Source organism: Stenotrophomonas sp. 22692 (assembly GCF_052045015.1).
Taxonomy (GTDB): Bacteria; Pseudomonadota; Gammaproteobacteria; order Xanthomonadales; family Xanthomonadaceae; genus Stenotrophomonas; species Stenotrophomonas geniculata.
Window position 1 is genome coordinate 25,273 of sequence record NZ_JBQEMR010000015.1, and the last position, 17,693, is coordinate 42,965.

At 66.1% G+C, this 17,693-nt stretch carries 19 protein-coding genes and 2 tRNA genes; 6 read left to right on the forward strand and 15 right to left on the reverse strand.

Going from position 1 to position 17,693, the window contains the following annotated elements; translation table 11 throughout:
* A complete protein-coding gene (locus ACTJJM_RS12665; protein ID WP_049453949.1) occupies nt 1-2,232 on the forward strand; it encodes an ATP-binding protein in 2,232 nt (743 codons plus the stop codon).
* A gap of 1 nt (nt 2,233) precedes the next feature.
* Here the strand turns inward: ACTJJM_RS12665 and bfr are convergent, their stop codons facing one another.
* The 4 genes from bfr to ACTJJM_RS12685 form a co-directional block, all read right to left on the reverse strand.
* Nucleotides 2,234-2,704, reverse strand: a complete 471-nt coding sequence (gene bfr / locus ACTJJM_RS12670; protein ID WP_019336610.1) for a bacterioferritin — start codon at nt 2,702-2,704, stop codon at nt 2,234-2,236.
* Nucleotides 2,705-2,846: 142 nt separating this feature from the next.
* Complete coding sequence (locus ACTJJM_RS12675) at nt 2,847-3,056, reverse strand: (2Fe-2S)-binding protein (RefSeq protein ID WP_010482642.1); 210 nt, start codon at nt 3,054-3,056, stop codon at nt 2,847-2,849.
* A 100-nt stretch (nt 3,057-3,156) separates the two neighbouring features.
* Nucleotides 3,157-3,459 carry a hypothetical protein gene (locus ACTJJM_RS12680; protein WP_224328682.1) on the reverse strand — a complete coding sequence of 101 codons (303 nt, stop codon included), beginning with the start codon at nt 3,457-3,459 and terminating at the stop codon, nt 3,157-3,159.
* A complete protein-coding gene (locus ACTJJM_RS12685; protein ID WP_010482644.1) occupies nt 3,459-4,082 on the reverse strand; it encodes an RNA pyrophosphohydrolase in 624 nt (207 codons plus the stop codon). The genes ACTJJM_RS12680 and ACTJJM_RS12685 overlap by 1 nt, the downstream gene beginning before the upstream one ends.
* A gap of 121 nt (nt 4,083-4,203) precedes the next feature.
* Here ACTJJM_RS12685 and ACTJJM_RS12690 point away from each other — a divergent pair.
* Both ACTJJM_RS12690 and ACTJJM_RS12695 read left to right on the forward strand, forming a co-directional pair.
* Nucleotides 4,204-4,280, forward strand: a tRNA-Met gene (locus ACTJJM_RS12690).
* Between the two features lie 55 nt (nt 4,281-4,335).
* A tRNA-Gln gene (locus ACTJJM_RS12695) sits at nt 4,336-4,410 on the forward strand.
* A gap of 318 nt (nt 4,411-4,728) precedes the next feature.
* Here ACTJJM_RS12695 and rpsI read toward each other — a convergent pair.
* Together rpsI and rplM are read right to left on the reverse strand one after the other, a co-directional pair.
* Complete coding sequence (gene rpsI, locus ACTJJM_RS12700) at nt 4,729-5,121, reverse strand: 30S ribosomal protein S9 (RefSeq protein ID WP_005411311.1); 393 nt, start codon at nt 5,119-5,121, stop codon at nt 4,729-4,731.
* Nucleotides 5,122-5,123: 2 nt separating this feature from the next.
* Nucleotides 5,124-5,552 (reverse strand): 50S ribosomal protein L13, encoded by a 429-nt coding sequence (gene rplM / locus ACTJJM_RS12705; protein ID WP_005414692.1) that lies wholly within the window; start codon nt 5,550-5,552, stop codon nt 5,124-5,126.
* A gap of 197 nt (nt 5,553-5,749) precedes the next feature.
* Here rplM and coq7 point away from each other — a divergent pair, with 197 nt between their 5' ends.
* Nucleotides 5,750-6,394: a 2-polyprenyl-3-methyl-6-methoxy-1,4-benzoquinone monooxygenase gene (gene coq7 / locus ACTJJM_RS12710; protein WP_109815069.1), complete on the forward strand. Its 645-nt coding sequence runs from the start codon at nt 5,750-5,752 to the stop codon at nt 6,392-6,394.
* An 86-nt stretch (nt 6,395-6,480) separates the two neighbouring features.
* Here coq7 and ACTJJM_RS12715 read toward each other — a convergent pair whose 3' ends face one another.
* Together ACTJJM_RS12715 and speD are read right to left on the reverse strand one after the other, a co-directional pair.
* Complete coding sequence (locus tag ACTJJM_RS12715; RefSeq protein WP_440865682.1) at nt 6,481-6,801, reverse strand: DMT family transporter; 321 nt, start codon at nt 6,799-6,801, stop codon at nt 6,481-6,483.
* Nucleotides 6,802-6,968: 167 nt separating this feature from the next.
* Nucleotides 6,969-7,763, reverse strand: coding sequence for an adenosylmethionine decarboxylase (gene speD, locus ACTJJM_RS12720; RefSeq protein WP_006473908.1), 795 nt, complete (start codon nt 7,761-7,763; stop codon nt 6,969-6,971).
* 149 nt (nt 7,764-7,912) lie between these two features.
* Here speD and crp point away from each other — a divergent pair, with 149 nt between their 5' ends.
* Together crp and ACTJJM_RS12730 are read left to right on the forward strand one after the other, a co-directional pair.
* Nucleotides 7,913-8,602 carry a cAMP-activated global transcriptional regulator CRP gene (gene crp / locus ACTJJM_RS12725; protein WP_010482649.1) on the forward strand — a complete coding sequence of 230 codons (690 nt, stop codon included), beginning with the start codon at nt 7,913-7,915 and terminating at the stop codon, nt 8,600-8,602.
* Between the two features lie 62 nt (nt 8,603-8,664).
* Entirely contained in the window at nt 8,665-9,426 is a 762-nt protein-coding gene (locus ACTJJM_RS12730; protein WP_010482650.1) for a sulfite exporter TauE/SafE family protein, read from the forward strand.
* A gap of 97 nt (nt 9,427-9,523) precedes the next feature.
* On the opposite strand, the gene ACTJJM_RS12735 is transcribed toward ACTJJM_RS12730, so the two are convergent.
* The 7 genes from ACTJJM_RS12735 to ACTJJM_RS12765 form a co-directional block, all read right to left on the reverse strand.
* Nucleotides 9,524-10,240 (reverse strand): haloacid dehalogenase-like hydrolase, encoded by a 717-nt coding sequence (locus ACTJJM_RS12735; protein WP_010482651.1) that lies wholly within the window; start codon nt 10,238-10,240, stop codon nt 9,524-9,526.
* Nucleotides 10,237-11,031 carry an indole-3-glycerol phosphate synthase TrpC gene (gene trpC, locus ACTJJM_RS12740; protein WP_108747535.1) on the reverse strand — a complete coding sequence of 265 codons (795 nt, stop codon included), beginning with the start codon at nt 11,029-11,031 and terminating at the stop codon, nt 10,237-10,239. Before trpC ends, ACTJJM_RS12735 begins: the two co-directional genes overlap by 4 nt.
* A gap of 74 nt (nt 11,032-11,105) precedes the next feature.
* Complete coding sequence (trpD, locus tag ACTJJM_RS12745; RefSeq protein ID WP_010482653.1) at nt 11,106-12,137, reverse strand: anthranilate phosphoribosyltransferase; 1,032 nt, start codon at nt 12,135-12,137, stop codon at nt 11,106-11,108.
* 16 nt (nt 12,138-12,153) lie between these two features.
* On the reverse strand, nt 12,154-12,741 hold the full coding sequence (locus tag ACTJJM_RS12750; RefSeq protein ID WP_049411794.1) for an anthranilate synthase component II: 588 nt from the start codon (nt 12,739-12,741) through the stop codon (nt 12,154-12,156).
* Nucleotides 12,742-12,743: 2 nt separating this feature from the next.
* Nucleotides 12,744-13,523 carry an SIMPL domain-containing protein gene (locus ACTJJM_RS12755; RefSeq protein ID WP_010482656.1) on the reverse strand — a complete coding sequence of 260 codons (780 nt, stop codon included), beginning with the start codon at nt 13,521-13,523 and terminating at the stop codon, nt 12,744-12,746.
* A 67-nt stretch (nt 13,524-13,590) separates the two neighbouring features.
* Entirely contained in the window at nt 13,591-15,066 is a 1,476-nt protein-coding gene (trpE, locus tag ACTJJM_RS12760; RefSeq protein WP_049411792.1) for an anthranilate synthase component I, read from the reverse strand.
* 178 nt (nt 15,067-15,244) lie between these two features.
* Nucleotides 15,245-17,602 carry an XVIPCD domain-containing protein gene (locus tag ACTJJM_RS12765; RefSeq protein ID WP_440865686.1) on the reverse strand — a complete coding sequence of 786 codons (2,358 nt, stop codon included), beginning with the start codon at nt 17,600-17,602 and terminating at the stop codon, nt 15,245-15,247.
* Between the last annotated feature and the right edge of the window lie 91 nt (nt 17,603-17,693).

Below are 17,693 nucleotides of genomic sequence, written 5' to 3' on the forward strand. Positions count from 1 at the left end.
GTGCCGCTGTGGGGCGTGCTGCTGGTTGCCCTTGCCGCGGCCGCCATGGCGCTGCTGTTGGGCCTGCGCCTGCGCACGCGCAGCCGGGCACTGGCCCGGCTGCAGCGCGAGCACAGCGCGCTGGCCGCCGACCGCGACCAGCTGCGCCATACCACCGAACGCCAGGGCCAGCTGGAACAGCAGCTGCTGCAGGCCAAGCAGGCCGCCGAAGCGGCCGTGCTGGCCAAGGGCGAGTTCCTGGCCACGATGAGCCACGAGATCCGCACCCCGCTCAACGGCATCCTGCCGATGCTGGAGCTGATCGCGCGCGGGCCGCTGGGCGAGGACCAGCGGCAGATGCTGGCCACCGCTTCGGCCAGTTCACAGCAGCTGCTGCGCATCGTCGACGACATCCTCGACTACTCCCGGCTGGAAGCACAGGCGCTGGAACTGGAGATCACCAGCTTCAACCTACGCGACCTGCTCGATGGCGTGGTGCAGCTGATGCAACGCGCCGCCGACGCCAAGGGCCTGGCCCTGGGCCTGCAACTGGATCCTTCGGTGCGCCTGCCGGTGCGCGGCGACCCGGTGCGCCTGCGCCAGGTGCTGAGCAACCTGCTGGCCAACGCAATCAAGTTCACCGCCCGCGGCCAGGTGCAGCTGCGCGTGCTGCGGCTGGGCGAAGGTGCCGCGCAGCACCAGCTGCGCTTCGAGATCATCGATACCGGCATCGGCATCGACGACACGCTGCAGGCACGCCTGTTCCAGTCCTTCAGCCAAGCCGACGCATCCACCACCCGCATCTACGGCGGCACCGGCCTGGGCCTGGCCATCTGCAAGCGCATCATCGACCTGATGCACGGGCAGATCGGCGTGCAGTCCACGCCTGGCCAGGGCGCTACGTTCTGGTTCGAGATCCCGCTGCTGAAGGTTCCTGGCGACCTGCCGGCGATGGCGCGCGCGCCAGCACCGCTGCTGCTGTTCAGTGCCGATGCAACGCTGCGGGCACGCATCGAGCGCATCGCGGCCCATCATGGCCTGCTGGTGCACGCCATGGCGCAGCTCGATGCCGTGGTCGAGCGCCTGCGCGCGGTGCCGAGGCCGGGGCAACCGGCGCCGGCCTGGCTGCTGGTCGATGCACGTGCGCGCCACATCGGTGAAGCGACGCTGCAACAGGCGTTGGCCGAACGTGGCGAGGACGATGCCCTGCAGGTGCTGTGGCTGCAGGACGATACCCTTCCGGCACGCCCGCGCCAGCGGCAGCTACCCTCGCATTTCGACGACGCTGCGCTGCATGCACTGCTGGCTGCACCGGTCGCGCATGCGCGCCCTGCCGCGCTGCTGGCCAACGCCGAACAGGGGCAGCCCACGCCCACGCTGCCGCCGTTGCACCTGCGCGTGCTGCTGGTGGAAGACAACACGGTCAACCGGATGGTGGCCGAGCATCTGCTGCGCGTATTCCAGTGCGAGGTGCGCAATGCCGCCGATGGCGAGCAGGCGCTGGCCGCCCTTCGCGAAGGCGGCGTGGACGTGGTGCTGATGGATTGCCAGATGCCGGTGCTGGACGGCTACGCCGCCACGCGCCACTGGCGTGCGGAAGAAGCGGAAACCGGGCGCACGCGGTTGCCGATCATCGCGATGACGGCCAACGCCATGGCCGGTGATCGCGAGCGCTGCCTGCAGGCCGGCATGGACGACTACCTGTCCAAGCCGATCGCACGTGCCACGCTGCATGCGCTGTTGCAGCGCTGGGGTGGCGGGAAAGCTGCATCACCTGGACAGCCTTCCGTAGAGCCGAGCCATGCTCGGCTGACGGCCAATTGCAGTCGCACGCCATCAGCCGAGCATGGCTCGGCGCTACAGAATCCGGAAAAGCAGGTGGCGCCAGCACCGCAACCGGTACTGGACCGCGACGTGCTGGACGAACTGCACGCGGTAATCGGCGATACCGCCCTCCAGATCGTCTCGGTGTTCCTGGAAGATGCGCCGGCGATGGTGCAGCAGCTGCAGCAGGCCGCGCAGAACGGCGACGAGCCCCGCCTGCAGGCGGTCGCGCACAGCCTGAAATCATCAAGCGCGAACGTGGGGGCCTTGTCGCTGTCGGCGGTGGCGCAGCGGATCGAACATGAGGCCCGCAGCGGCAGCCTGCAGCGCCCCGCCGTAGCGGTAGCGCTGCTGGTTGCCGAATTCGCCCGTGCGCGCGTGGCACTGACGGGCTACCTGGCACAGCATCGCGCCGGCCAGGCCGGCTGAGTCAGTCTTCCAGCTTGCTCAGCAGGTACTTCGGCTCGCCGATGCGCTCGATCAGGTCGAGCTGGGTTTCCAGCCAGTCGATGTGCTCTTCTTCCGAGTCGAGGATCTTCACGAACAGCTGGCGGCTGACGTAGTCACCCACCGAATCGGAATAGGCCACGGCCTCGCGCAGGGTGACCACGCCATCGCGTTCCAGCGACAGGTCGCACTGCAGGATCTCGGTCGGGTTCTCGCCGATGCGCAGCTTGCCCAGCGCCTGGAAGTTCGGCAGGCCTTCAAGGAACAGGATGCGGTCGGCGAGCATGTCGGCATGCTTCATCTCGTCGATCGATTCCTTGTACTCATGTTCGGCCAGTTCCTTGATGCCCCAGTTCTTCAGCATCTTGGCGTGCAGGAAGTACTGGTTGATCGCGGTCAGCTCGTTGTAGAGGACCTTGTTGAGGAATTCGATGACCTTGGTGTCGCCCTTCATGGGGATGCTCCTGCACGCTGAAAACGCAGGCACTTTAACGCCTTGCGTGCGGTCGTGAAGGAACGCGAATCGTGCGCATTGGCCTATGCGGCCACGCGTGAAGGATGCGGAAGCGCGGCGTCAACGCGCCGCGAAAGAGACGTCAGGCGACCTGGGCCAGACCGAGGACCGGCAGCGGCAGATCGTGGGTGGCACGTGCCTTGGACAGCAGGTCGCCTGCCATGTCCAGGCAGGAACCGCAGGTCGCGCCACAACCGGTACGCATGGTCAGCTCGGCCACCGTGCTGACGCCATTGCTGGCGGCTTCGCGGATCTGGTGGTCGGTGACTCCGTTGCAGATGCAGACGTACACAGGCGTGAACCGGGCTGACAGGCCAAGAGTGGCCTGTTGGCTATTTCAATGGAAACGAGAATGGTTGTCAATCAGAGACCTGAACCATTCTCGATACGGTTCAGAGTGCGATCGAATACAACAGGGCCAGCACCGGCGTACTGAAGAACATGGTCAGCCAGTGCAGGCCACCGCCTGCCGCCCTCAGGCGCAGCAGGTAGTCCGCCAGATACAGGGCACCGGCACAGTTCACCAGGATGAGGACCATGCCCAGCCCAAGCGGGATCGTTGCGCTGCCGCCAAGCACCACCACGCCCAACGCCATCCAGGGCAGGCTGGCCAGCCGGACAACCAGGCCCTGCTGGAAATACCCGGCGGGGACGCGTTGTGACGGATCGACCCGCGGCCTGCGCGGCCTCCCCATCAAACCGCCCCCGGCTCACCCTTGGCCTTGCGCGGCCAGTAGCCACCGCGCTTGGGCGTGCGCTTGCGGGGCCTGTCGTGGCCGGCAGCGTGACCCGGCATCCAGGCCTCCGCAGCGCTCTTGGGCATGGCGGTGACGCCCTGCCCGGCCACCCCGCGCGCCAACGGTGCCAGATGTCGCAGAGCGCGCGCATAGACGCCACGCTTGAACATCACCACGTGCTCCACCGGGTACCAGAAGTCCACCCAGCGCCAGTGGTCGAACTCGGGCGAATCGGTATGGTCCAGCTGCACATGCGATTCGTCGCCGGTCAGGCGCAGCAGGAACCAGACCTGCTTCTGGCCGATGCAGACCTGCCGCTCATTGCGGCGGATGGCCCGCGCCGGCAGCTTGTAGCGCAGCCAGCCGGGCGTCGCCCCGAGCACTTCCACGTGCTCAGGCAGCAGGCCGGTCTCTTCCTGCAGTTCACGATACATGGCCTCGACAGGCGTCTCGTCGGTGTTCATGCCACCCTGCGGGAACTGCCAGCCGTCCCGGCGCACACGTCGTGCCCAGAACACCTGGCCGTCCTGCCGCATCAGCACAATGCCGACGTTCGGTCGATAGCCGTCCGGATCGATCACGATGCGGACTCCTAAGAAAATCTACTGGTCGGGACTATCCCATGCCCTCTGTCGACCCACAAGCACGACACAAAAGTGTTGACAGGGTCGATACACATCCGCAGAATAGCGGGCTCACCAAGGCTATGTAGCTCAGCCGGTTAGAGCACAGCACTCATAATGCTGGGGTCGGTGGTTCGAGTCCACCCATAGCCACCACACTGAAAATCAAGTTGTTTTTCAGTGTGAAAAGTGAGAAAATAGTTGCACGTTTTGCCCCGTCGCCAAGCGGTAAGGCACCTGACTCTGACTCAGGCATTCGGTGGTTCGAATCCATCCGGGGCAGCCAAACAAAAAAGAAAAAAGCCTGATCGAAAGATCAGGCTTTTTTCTTTTTTGTTGGGTCACGCATCCCACCTTATCCCCGCGCCTGTCGGCGCCCCCCCCCTTGAACAACAAGGGGTTGCTCTCCAGAGAGATCCGGGATCGGATCCTTTTTCAGAGAAAAGGCTCCACCCCCTTCTGACATGTGAAGCCACGGGTAGTACCGACCGCTGGCCGGCAACCCGGGAATGCATGACCCCGAAACGACAAAAGCCCGGCCGAAGCCGGGCTTTTGCTTTTCCATCCAGCGGGCTCCCGAAGGAGCCCAACCAGGCGCGGTAGATCAGCGCTTGGAGAACTGGGTGGCGCGGCGGGCCTTGTGCAGACCGACCTTCTTACGCTCGACTTCACGGGCGTCACGGGTCATGAAGCCGGCCTTGCGCAGCTCGGACTTCAGGGTTTCGTCGTACTCGACCAGAGCACGGGCGATGCCCAGACGGATCGCACCGGCCTGGCCGGTGGTGCCGCCGCCAGCGGCGGTGACCAGGATGTCGAAGCTTTCGGTGTTCTTGGTCAGCTCGAGCGGCTGGCGCACGATCATGCGCGCAGTCTCACGACCGAAGAACTCGTCCAGCGGACGGCCGTTGACGGTGATGTTGCCCGAACCCTTGCGCAGGAACACGCGAGCGGTGGAGGACTTGCGGCGGCCAGTGCCGTAGTTTTGAGTGATAGCCATGATTAGATATCCAGAACCTGCGGCTGCTGTGCGGCGTGCGGATGCTCAGTGCCGGCGTAGACCTTGAGCTTGCGGTACATCTGGCGACCCAGCGGGCCCTTCGGCAGCATGCCCTTCACGGCGATCTCGATCACGCGCTCCGGGTGGCGCTCCAGCGCCTGTGCCAGGGATTCGGTCTTCAGGTTGCCGATGTAACCGGTGAAACGGTGATACATCTTGTCCTGCAGCTTCTTGCCGGTGACGGCAATCTTTTCTGCATTGATGACGACCAGGTAGTCACCGGTATCAACGTGGGGGGTGTAGACCGGCTTGTGCTTGCCGCGCAGACGGCGGGCCAGCTCGGTGGCGAGACGGCCCAGGGTCTTGCCCTCGGCGTCGACGAGGTACCAGTCGCGCTGGACGGTCTCGTTCTTGGCAGTGAAAGTGCTCATGAAGAACTCTAGGTTAGGTCGGGCTCATTGCGGCGAAAGGCTCACCGGAACTCTGCCACGCGTTGTGAAAAGGTGAAGCGTAAGAGGCGGGATTGTACGCAGGTCAGACCCCCGTTGCAAGCCGGCCCCTGACCGGGTTGGCAGGGGGACGGGGCCGGGCGAGAATCGCGGGGTCTTCCGCCCCACCGTGTACCGCCATGACCGTGCTCCGCCAGATCACCCCGCTGGACCACCTGCTGACCGAGGCGCAGCGCGCCCTGGACACGGTGTTCGGCAACCCGCCGGCGGCCCGTCCCTACCCGGCTGCGGACACCGACGAGCCGGGCATGGACAGCACTGAACGCCGCCATGCGGCCGGGCTGATGCGGATCAACCATGTCGGCGAGGTCTGCGCGCAGGGCCTGTACTTCGGCCAGGCCGCCGTGGCCCGCGACCCGGCCACGCGTGAACACCTGCTGGAAGCGGCCCAGGAAGAGACCGACCACCTGGCCTGGTGCGCCACCCGCCTGGGCGAACTGGACAGCCGTCCGAGCCTGTTCAACCCGCTCTGGTATGCCGGCAGCTACACCATCGGCACCCTGGCCGGGCTGCGTGGCGACGGCTGGAACCTGGGCTTCGTGGTCGAAACCGAGCGCCAGGTGGAAGCCCATCTGGACGAGCACCTGGTCGACCTGCCGGCCAGCGACCTGCGCAGCCGCGCGGTCATCCAGGTGATGAAGGAAGACGAGGCCCGCCATGCGGAGCACGCCGAGCAGGCCGGCGCACGCCGCCTGCCGTTCCCGATCCCGGGCGCGATGGCGCTGGCATCGAAGGTGATGAAGCACATCGCTTACCGCATTTGAACGGCCGCCCCCACCAACGGTGGGGGCCTACCGAAGAGGTGCGGCGGGGCCTGACGGTGGGGCCCGACCGTTGGTCGGGCCATCAATCAGTTCGGCGACACCAGCTTCAGGCCGATCACACCGGCCACGATCAGGCCCACGCAGGCCAGGCGGGACGGCGATGCGCTGTCGTTGAACAGGTAGATGCCCAGCACCGCCACGCCCATGGCGCCGATACCGGTCCAGATCGCGTAGGCCGTGCCGACCGGGATGCTCTTCATCGCCTGGCTCATCAGGTACAGGCTGATCAGCGCGGACACGACCGTGGCAGCAGTGGGAAGGGGTTTGCTGAAGCCTTCGGAGTACTTCATTCCGAGGGCGAAACCGATCTCGAACAGGCCGGCCAGCAGCAGGTAGATCCAGGGCATGGGTGGGGGCTCCTTACCTTTTTGAGAAAAACGAAACGGCCCGGTGTTTTCACACCGGGCCGTGGGTCGGTACATCACCGTGGAACCACGTCGCTTGCGCGACACCAGTTCCACGGGGCGGGTCGTCCCGCCTGGGTGGCGATGCCTGCGGGCATCGCGCATGGGGCTTACTCGGACAGGTTCCGGCCGTGGAACAGCTCTTCGATCTCGCGCTTGAGCAGCGCTTCGATCTTCATGCGTTCCTTGAACGACAGGTTCTTGGCCTTTTCCTCGAACAGGTACTGGTCCAGGTCGAAGTCCTTCAGGTGCATCTTCGTGTGGAAGATGTTTTCCTGGTAGACGTTGACGTCGAACATCTCGTAACGCGACTTGATGTTCTTGGCCAGGAAGTTCTGGATCGAGTTGATCTTGTGATCGATGTAGTGCTTCTTGCCCTTCACATCGCGGGTGAAGCCACGGACGCGGTAGTCCATGATCACAATGTCCGACTCGAGGCTTTCGATCAGGTAGTTCAACGCCTTCAACGGCGAAATGACGCCGCAGGTGGCCACGTCGATGTCGGCGCGGAAGGTGGCGATACCTTCCTGCGGGTGCGTTTCCGGATAGGTGTGCACGGTGATGTGCGACTTGTCCATGTGCGCGACCACGGCGTCGGAGATCAGCTCCTTGCCGGCCTGCTTCTTGTCGATCACCGGTTCTTCGGAGATCAGGATGGTCACCGAGGCACCCTGCGGGTCGTAGTCCTGGCGGGCCACGTTCAGGATGTTGGCGCCGATGATCTCGGCGACATCGGTCAAGATTTGAGTCAGCCTGTCGGCGTTGTACTCTTCATCGATGTATTCAATGTAACGCTGACGCTCCTCTTCGGTGCGCGCGTAACACACGTCATAGATGTTGAAGCTCAGCGCCTTGGTGAGGTTGTTGAAACCCTGCAGCCTCAGGCGAGGCAACGGCTTGACCACGGCGGTCGATTCCTGTGTAAGAAGGGAAAGGGGGAATTATGGGGCAAACTGTCCCCGGGGGGAACGTGAAGATCGCTCACATCTGGCACACTGTTTGCCCTTAACAATTGCGCTGGTTAAGCTCCGCTATCGACCCCGTGAATCCGTTCATGCGCAGAGGGAGCGCTCCTATCGTGTCAACCGTGCGCCTAGCTAGCAGTCCACTGGCCCTGGATATCGCCACAATCGATCGTTTCCTGGCGCACAGCCACAGGCGGCGATACCCCACCCGTACCGACGTCTTCCGACCCGGTGACCCGGCGGGAACCCTGTATTACGTCATCAGCGGCTCGGTTTCGATCATGGCCGAGGAAGATGACGATCGCGAGCTCGTGCTGGGCTACTTCGGTGCTGGCGAGTTCGTCGGCGAGATGGGCCTGTTCGTTGAATCGGACCGCCGCGAGGTGATCCTGCGGACCCGCACCGCCTGTGAGCTGGCCGAAATCAGCTACGAGCGCCTGCATCAGCTGTTCCTCGGCCCGCTGTCGGCCGATGCCCCGCGCCTGCTGTACGCGCTGGGCCAGCAGATCTCCAAGCGCCTGCTCGACACCAGCCGCAAGGCCAGCCGACTGGCATTCCTGGACGTCACCGACCGAATCGTGCGCACCCTGCACGACCTGGCGCAGGAACCGGAAGCAATGAGCCACCCGCAGGGCAGCCAGCTGCGCGTCTCGCGCCAGGAACTGGCGCGCCTGGTCGGCTGTTCGCGCGAAATGGCCGGCCGCGTGCTGAAGAAGTTGCAGACCGACGGCCTGCTGCATGCCCGCGGCAAGACCGTGGTGCTGTACGGCACCCGTTGACCGTTGAGCACCCGGTGGGTGCGGACCTTGGTCCGCACTCCTTCGCGCGCTAGGCTCGGGGCATGGAGCTGAGCAGCGAATTCTGGTGGTTCATCCTCATCGGCCTCGGCGCGCAGCTGGTCGACGGCGCGCTGGGCATGGCTTTCGGCCTGGTCTCATCGTCGGTGATGCTGAGCATGGGCCTGCCGCCGGCGCAGGTCAGCGCCAGCATCCACACCGCGGAAGTGTTCACCACCGGCGCCTCGGGTGTGTCGCACCTCGCCGCCGGGAATGTCGATAAACGCCTGTTCCTGCGCCTGGCCCTGCCCGGCGCGGTGGGCGGCGCGGTGGGCGCCTACGTGCTCACCCAGATCCCGGGCGAGATCATCCGGCCACTGATCTACCTGTACCTGCTGGTGCTGGCGATCATCATCCTGGCCCGCGCGGCCGGACGCTGGATGCCCAAGGGCGAAATCCGCCGGGTACCGGTGCTGGGCTTCTTCGCGGGCCTGCTCGACGCCAGCGGCGGTGGCGGCTGGGGGCCGATCGCCACGTCCACCCTGCTCGCTCGTGGTGGCCAGGCGCGCACCACCATCGGTACGGTCAATGCGGCGGAGTTCGTGGTCACGCTGACGGTGTCGGCGACCTTCCTGCTGTCGATGGGGGTGCAGCACCTGCAGATCGTCGCCGGCCTGCTGATCGGCGGCATGATGGCCGCGCCGGTGGCGGCGATCCTGGTCAAGCGGGTGAAGGAGCGCTGGGTGCTGGTGGCCGTTGGCGTGCTGGTGCTGGGCATCAGCCTGTTCCAGATCGGCCACGCGGTGTACGGGCACCTGTATCGCTGAGGCATTCCCTGTAGAGCCGGGCCATGCTCGGCTGATCGCGCACGGATACCGCAACGAAGAGCAGCCGAGCATGGCTCGGCTCTACAACAGGCTCGGATCAGGCCTTGTCGCCACCACGGTCCACGCAGCCCCAGTTGAGGATGCGGGTGCCGGCCGGCAGCACGCGGCGGAAGAAGTCCACCCTGCCCGGCTTCGGGTTCACCACCACCGGCGCCTTGGCCGCCAGCAGCAATGGCAGGTCGGCGGTGCTGTCGGAGTAGGCGATATCGATATCGCCGTAGCCGCGCTCGCGCAGCATGCGCATCTTCTCTTCGTTGTGGCAGTGGCGGGTCGGGCCGACGCCGCCCAGCCGTGGGCCAACCTCGGTGCCGATCACCGGTACGTCCTGGTGGGCGACGAAGGCCAGGATCGCCCGTGCCAGCTCTGGCGGCGCGCCGGTGGCAACCACCACGCGGTCGCCCTTGGCGCGGTGCGCGGCGAACACCTCCAGCGCCTGCGGCAGCAGCTTGGCGCGCATCTGCGCCTCGTTGCGCAGCACATAGGCGTCGATGACCTTGTTGAAATCACGCGCACGGTGCAGGCCGAAGCTGCCGATCCACACATAGACCGAAATACCGGCACGACGGGTCGGCAGCAGCGCCACCATCGGCCCGGCGATCGGCGTGACCAGCAGCGCCGCCAGCATCCGCAACGGGTTGCGCTTGATCAGCGAGGCGAACAGGTGGGTGCCCGAATCGCCGTCGTAGAGGGTGTGGTCGAAATCGAAGACCACCAGCGGCGCATCGTCGCGCGGCGTCGGATAGTGCGTTTTCATGCCGCGAAGAATAGCTGACGCAGGCCCTCGCCCGGTTCTTCCACGCGCATGAAGGCCTCGCCGACCAGGAACGCATGGATGCCGGCGTCGCGCATCAGCGCCACGTCCTGCGGGCCGAGAATGCCGCTCTCGGTCACCAGCAGGCGGTCACGCGGCACCGCCTTCTGCATGTCCAGCGTGGTCTGCAGCGACACCTCGAAGGTGCGCAGGTTGCGGTTGTTGATGCCGATCATCGGTGCCGGTACCTGCAGCGCACGCTCCAGCTCGTCGATGTCGTGCACTTCCACCAGCACGTCCATGCCCAGCGACAGTGCCAGTTCGGACAGGGTGGCCAGCTGGGTGTCGTCCAGCGCAGCGACGATCAGCAGGATGCAGTCGGCGCCCAGCACGCGCGCCTCGTACACCTGGTAGGCGTCGATCACGAAGTCCTTGCGCAGCACCGGCAGCGTGCAGGCTTCGCGAGCCTGCTGCAGATAGGCGTCGGCGCCCTGGAAAAAGTCCACGTCGGTCAGCACCGACAGGCAGCTGGCGCCGCCGAACTCGTAGCTGACGGCGATGTCGGCCGGGCGGAAATCCGGACGGATCACGCCCTTGGAGGGACTGGCCTTCTTCACCTCGGCAATCACCGCCGGGTCGCCGTTGGCCACCGCCGCCTGCAGCGCGCGCACGAAGCCACGTACTGGCGGGGCGCTGGCCAGGGCGGCCTGAAGCGCCTCGAGCGGGCGCTGGGCGCGGCGCTGGGCCACTTCTTCGGCCTTGCGGGCCAGGATCGTCTGCAGGATGTCGCTCATCGTCGTCGGTTCGGTGCGGGGGCGGTGAGGACGGCCATTATCGGCCATCGAGAGGGTCAGGCTGAACCGCGCGCTCAGGCAACCAGCGCGCGGGTGGTCTCCACATACTGCTGCAGGCGCTGGCGGGCGCTGCCGTTGGCGATGGCGGCACGTGCGCGGGCCAGGCCATCGCCGATGTCGCTGGCCACGCCGGCCACGTACAGGGCGGCGCCGGCGTTCAGCGCGACGATGTCCAGTGCCGGGCCCGGCTCGTTGTCCAGCACGGCGCGCAGCATCTGGATGGACTGCTCCGGGCTGTCCACGCGCAGGTTGCGGCTGGCCGACATGGCGATGCCGAAGTCCTCCGGGTGGATCTCGTACTCGCGCACCTTGCCGTCGCGCAGCTCGCCCACCAGGGTGCCGGCGCCCAGCGAGATCTCATCCATGTTGTCGCGGCCCCAGACCACCATGGCGCGCTCGGTGCCCAGCTCGCGCAGCACGCGCGCCTGGATGCCCACCAGATCGGGGTGGAACACGCCCATCAGCACCGACGGCGCGCTGGCCGGGTTGGTCAGCGGGCCGAGGATGTTGAAGATGGTGCGCACGCCCATCTCGCGGCGGACCGGCGCGACCACCTTCATCGACGGATGGTGGATCGGCGCGAACATGAAGCCGATGCCGGTCTGCTCGATGGCCGCGGCCACCTGGGCCGGCTGCAGTTCGATGGCGGCACCCAGTGCTTCGACCGCATCGGCGCTGCCGGACTTGGACGACACGCTGCGGTTGCCATGCTTGGCCACGCGCGCACCGGCTGCGGCCGCCACGAACATCGCGCAGGTGGAGATGTTGAAGGTATGCGAGCCATCGCCACCGGTACCGACGATGTCGACCAGGTGGGTGGTATCGGCCACCGGCACCGCCAGCGCGAATTCGCGCATGACCGTGGCCGCGGCCGCGATCTCGTCGATGGTTTCCTTCTTCACCCGCAGGCCGGTGAGGATGGCGGCGGTCATCATCGGCGAGACATCGCCGCGCATGATCTGCCGCATCAGGTCGACCATTTCGTCGAAGAAGATTTCGCGGTGCTCGATGGTGCGTTGCAGGGCTTCCTGGGGGGAGAAGCTCATGGGAATGCTCCTTGGATCAGGCCGCCGGACGCTGCAGGAAATTGCGCAGCAGGGCGTGGCCGTGTTCGGTGAGGATGGATTCGGGGTGGAACTGCACGCCCTCCACCGGGAACTGGCGGTGACGCAGGCCCATGATCTCTTCGATCGAGCCGTCCTCGTTCTCGGTCCAGGCGGTCACTTCCAGCACATCGGGCAGGCTGTGCTTGTCCACCACCAGCGAGTGGTAGCGGGTGGCCTGGTAACGATCCGGCAGGCCGGCGAACACGCCCTTGCCTTCATGGCGGATGGGCGAGGTCTTGCCGTGCATGATGTTGCCCGCGCGGATGACCGTGCCACCGTAGACCTGGCCGATGCCCTGGTGGCCCAGGCACACGCCGAGGATCGGCGTGGTCGGGCCCAGGCGCTGGATCAATTCCAGCGACACGCCCGCCTCGTTGGGCGTGCACGGGCCAGGCGAGATGACGATGCGCTCGGGCTTCTGCGCGGCGATCTCGTCCACGCTCATCGCATCGTTGCGCACCACCTTCACTTCGGCGCCCAGCGTCTGCAGGTACTGCACGAGGTTGTAGGTGAAGCTGTCGTAGTTGTCGATCATCCACAACATGGTCAGGTTCCGTCGCTTATCAGGAAAATGGCGTATACGTTTTCGGTGTAGGTGATGGGGCCGGCTTCAATGGACTCCGGTGCACCGGGCGCAGGTGCCGAGGCCGGTGCATAGCTGCCGGTCACCGAGATCCTGTCCAGATACTCACCATCCTCGCCCGGCTGCGGCCATTGCCCGGCCTGGATGCCGTAGGCGAAGTCGGGCGCCACGTCGGAGATGCTGTACAGGCCACGCACTTTCGTTCCATAGGCCTTGGCCAGGCCCTGCGCGGACTCGCGGGTCTTGGCCGCTGCTTCGCCCTTGAGTTCGCGTCGCAGCGCCACTTCGCCCGAGTAGGTCGGGGCCACGCTGCTGACCTGCACGTTCTCGTTGGCCTTCAGCGCACCCAGCACGTCCTGCATCGCCTTCACGCTGGCGAAGCTGGCACGCAGCTGGCGCGACACGCGGGTGCCGATGAAGACCTGCCGGTTCTGCTCATAGCGCGTCGCCGGACCGATACGCAGGTTGTCCGCGCGCACGCTGCCTTCCACCGCCTTGTGCTGCTTGAACAGCGCCAGCACGCGCGCGACGTTGTCCTGCACGCGGTGGCGCGCGGCGTCGGCATCCATGTCGGTCTCTTCGATGTTCAACTGCAGGCCGAACCGGTCCGGCATCACCACGCGGCGCGCCTCGCCCTTCACCAGCAGGTGCGGCTGCGAAGGAATGGTATTGGCCTGTGCCCACGCAGACGGGGCCATCGTGGCCAGCAGCGACGACCACAGCAATGCGCTCAGCAGCTTCATGCGGTACTCCTTGTCTTGAATGGGAACAGCAGGAGGTGCCGCGGCGCAGGCCACGGCACGGAAAGGCTCACAGGCCCTTGGCAGCCTGAGCGACGGCGCGGAACAGCGCGCGGCCCTTGTTCATCGTCTCGTCCCATTCCTTGTCCGGGTCCGAGTCGTAGACGATGCCGGCGCCGGCCTGCACGTACAGGCGGCCATCCTTGATCACCGCGGTGCGGATCGCGATCGCGGTATCGGCATCGCCGTGCCAGCCGATGTAGCCGATGCTGCCGGCATAGACATTGCGCTTGATCGGTTCCAGCTCGCGGATCACCTCCAGCGCGCGGATCTTCGGCGCGCCGCTGACCGTGCCGGCCGGGAAGGTGGCGCGCAGCACATCGGCATAGCTCAGCCCCGGCTGCAGCTGCCCGGTCACTTCGCTGACGATGTGCATGACGTGGCTGTAGCGTTCGATCACGAACTGCTCGCCCACTTCCACGGTGCCGGCCTTGGACACGCGACCGGCATCGTTGCGGCCGAGGTCGATCAGCATCAGGTGCTCGGCGCGTTCCTTCGGATCGGCCAGCAGTTCGGCTTCCAGCGCCAGATCCTGCTCGACGGTGGCACCGCGCGGACGGGTACCGGCGATCGGGCGCACGGTGACTTCGCCATCCTGCAGACGCACCAGGATTTCCGGCGACGAGCCGACCACCTGCAGGTCGCCGACATCCAGGAAGTACATGTACGGCGACGGGTTCAGTGCACGCAGCGCGCGGTACACATCCACCGGGCGCGCCTTGAACGGCACGCTCAGGCGCTGGCTGAGCACCACCTGGAAGATGTCACCGGCGCGGATGTATTCCTTGCTGCGCTGGACCGCATCGACGAAGCCTTCGCGGGTAAAACCGGAGACGAAATCGGACTCGTCCAGCACATCACTGTTGAGCGGGGCGGGATAACCGGCGCCCGGTGCGCGCAGCTTGGCGGTCAGTGCATCCAGGCGGGCCTGGGCCTGCTCGAAGGCGCCCTCGACCCGGGGGTCGGCATGCACGATCAGGTACAGCCGGCCCTTGAGATTGTCGAACACCGCCAGCTCATTGGAATCCAGCAGCAGGATGTCCGGGGTGCCCAGTTCATCACGGCCGGCCGGCGGCGCCAGGCGCGGTTCGATGTAGCCGATGCATTCGAAACCGAACCAGCCAACCAGGCCACCGGTGAAGCCCGGCAGGCCGTCCAGCTTGGGCACCGAGTGAGCACTGCGCAGCGCCTCGACCTCGGCGAACGGGTCGGCCACCTCGCGGGTTTCCACCATCTGGCCGTCTTCGCGCACGGTCAGCGTATGGCCGTGGAAGGCGTACACGCGGCGCGCCGGCAGGCCGATGATCGAGTAACGACCAAAGCGCTCGCCGCCTTCGACGGATTCAAACAGGTAGGTATTGGGGCCGTCGGCGAGCTTCAGATAGACCGAAAGCGGCGTGTCCAGGTCGGACAGCACTTCACGGACGACGGGAATATGGGTGTGGCCTTCAGCGGCCTGCTGCTGAAACTGAGCGTGCGAGTTCAAGACGACTTTCCTTCCGGGACACAGCGTTATGGGGGCGGACGACGGCAACGGGCCACCATCGCCACCAACGGCGTGCGGAAGAAAGGGTATGCGGGGTCGTCAGGCTGGACACCCCTTGACTGTATCGCAGCCGGGGCGGGAGGGGAACCCCGCCGCCGCGGCGCGGTTCATTCGGCCATTAGCCCATCCGACGGGCATTCTCCTGGGCCTCCAGCCCCTGTTGCTGGGCCAGTCCAGCCGCCGTCGCCTGTTCGCGACCGGTGTTCAGGGCGTCAACCTGCGCCGTGCTCACGGCCAGCGGCTGGGCCATGCCGGCCGCCACGTCCACGTGCGCATGTCGGCGGTGGGCCGCCTGCAGATCCGGGGTGTCGACCGCGAATGCCCGCGTGCGGTCGTCACTGAGCAGCACATGGGAAATGGCCTGCAGCCCATCGCGCTTGGCCTGCGCAGCCAACGCCCCGGCCAGCTGGTCGCTCTGCAGGTTCGGGATGCGGCCATGTGCCACATCGAGGCCGTGCACGCCGGTCTGCGCGCCCTTGAACAGATGGAAGTCGATGTGCCCCGGATCGTTCAGCGCTGGCATCTTCGCGGCCCCCTCCTGCAGCTGCGCATGCGGCCGTCCAAGCAGCTTGCGCGCGGCCGCCTCCTGGCTCGCGATTGCCGCGTCGAGACTGGGGTTCATCGTCTCGCTCATGCCATGCCGGTCCACCGACTCCCCCATGGTCGCACTGCCGCGCCCGATCACCCACGACGTCTTGGCAAGGTTGACCAGGTTCTGCGGCAGTGCCGGCGTGGGCAGGTGCGTGGCAATGCCCTTGTTGGCCATCGCACCCAGCCCGACGGTGCCGGCCAGCACGGCCGGCGCCTGCGAGGTCAGCCCGGTGATCTGATGGCTGCTCCAGTTCATGCCCATGTGGAAAGTCGCGCCGTACACGGCATAGCCATTGCGCAGCCCATTGGCCACGCCATGCACGCCCTGCTGCAGCTGGCCGCCCAGATGATGGCCGCCGGCGCGGATGCGGCCGGCATCCGCCGCTGCTTCACGGGTGGCTTCACGAGCCTTGGTTTCGTGTTGATTGCGGGCCGCGTCACCGTGCTCGCGCATCTGCCTGGCCATGTCGTCGGCACCGAGCGCACCCAGCACGCTGGCCCCGATGTTCCAGCCGTAACTGCCCTTGGCCTGCACGCGGTGGCTGACCGATTCGACCAGACCCTGCAGCTCGCGTCCCTTGGCAATGACCGTCGCGCCGCCTTCGATGCCGACCCGCATGCTCTTTCCACCGTAGTCGACCACGTTGCCGATCGCATTTCCCTGCAGGGTCGACGCACGCTCGACGGCCACGCCGGACAGGCTCATGCCCCGGCCCGCCAGCGCGCCGACCTGCTCGACATGTTCACCGGCAACCCGTCCGGCACGCATGCCACGCGCACCTGCGATCAGCACCTCGGCCAACGGGCCACCGTATTCGGCAAGCTGGCTTGGCGCTTCTCGATGGCGGCGGTCCACCACCTTTCCGTTCACTTCGGTCTTGGCGTCCAGCAACAGTTCCATCCTGCCCGCGGCCACCGGAACATTGCGCAATGCCTCCGCCCCGGATTTCGACGCCAGCTGGTCAACCAGCTGGGCGGTGGCCGTCTGCGCACCGGCCGGCATCATCTCCTGCAGCTTGCGCGTAACCATCTGCTGCACGCCGGGCTGGCGCAGCAGCTGGCTGGTCTCGCTGGCCAGCAGGCCAAAGCCCTGCCGGTGATGCTCGTTGAGCCGCTTCAATCCGTTCTGCACATCGTTGAGCACTTCACCCGAGGTCTGGTAGGTGTGCACCGTGTCGCGCGTGTTGAACACCGGCAATCCGTGGGATTTCGCGTAGCGATCGGCGGTGGCCGGATGCAGGCCCGCCGAATTGAAGGTGGTCGCACGTACACCGGTCACCGCCGAAGCGGCAGAGGCCATGCCGCCGCCAAGCGAATGACCGGCGAGTTCAAAGTGGGTACCGGAGGTCTTCAAGCGACTCGCCAGTGCCATGGCCCGATCGTAGTAGTCACTCTGCATGCCCACGCCCTGGCGTCCGTTGTTGAGGAAATCCTCGCCTCCGGACTCACGCCGCCCGCCTTTCGCCCGGGGATCGATGATTTCGCCCGTGGATCCCTTGAACACCAGCACCGGCTTGGCGTCATCACCGAACACCCTTTTGTCCGGAATGTAGATCTCTGCGCGGAAACCCGAGTCGTTCGGCCGCATCAGCTTCTTCAGGTCGGCTGCCCCCAGGCTGATGCCCGCTGCTTTGAGCGTGTCCGGGTCGGTCACGGCACTGGCTCGCGTCCACCCGACCGGCGGTTCTCCTTTGCCCTTTGCCGAGGCATACACATCATCAGCAAGCGAACCCAGCTCGCGGGCGTGATAGGTCTCGCGCAGGCGCGCCGCTTCGGTGGCGTGTCCACCGCCCTGCAGTTGCTCGACCAGGTGCTGCTGCGCCTGGACGCTCCTGGCGCGGGCCTGCAGCAGGCGTTCCTGCTGCTCGGGATCGTGACCGCTCATGGCAGACTCCATTGCTCATCAGTGAAGACGTGGTCATCCAGGACCTGCTGGAATGACCACGGCCAACGCTATCATCCCCCGAACGCGTCCA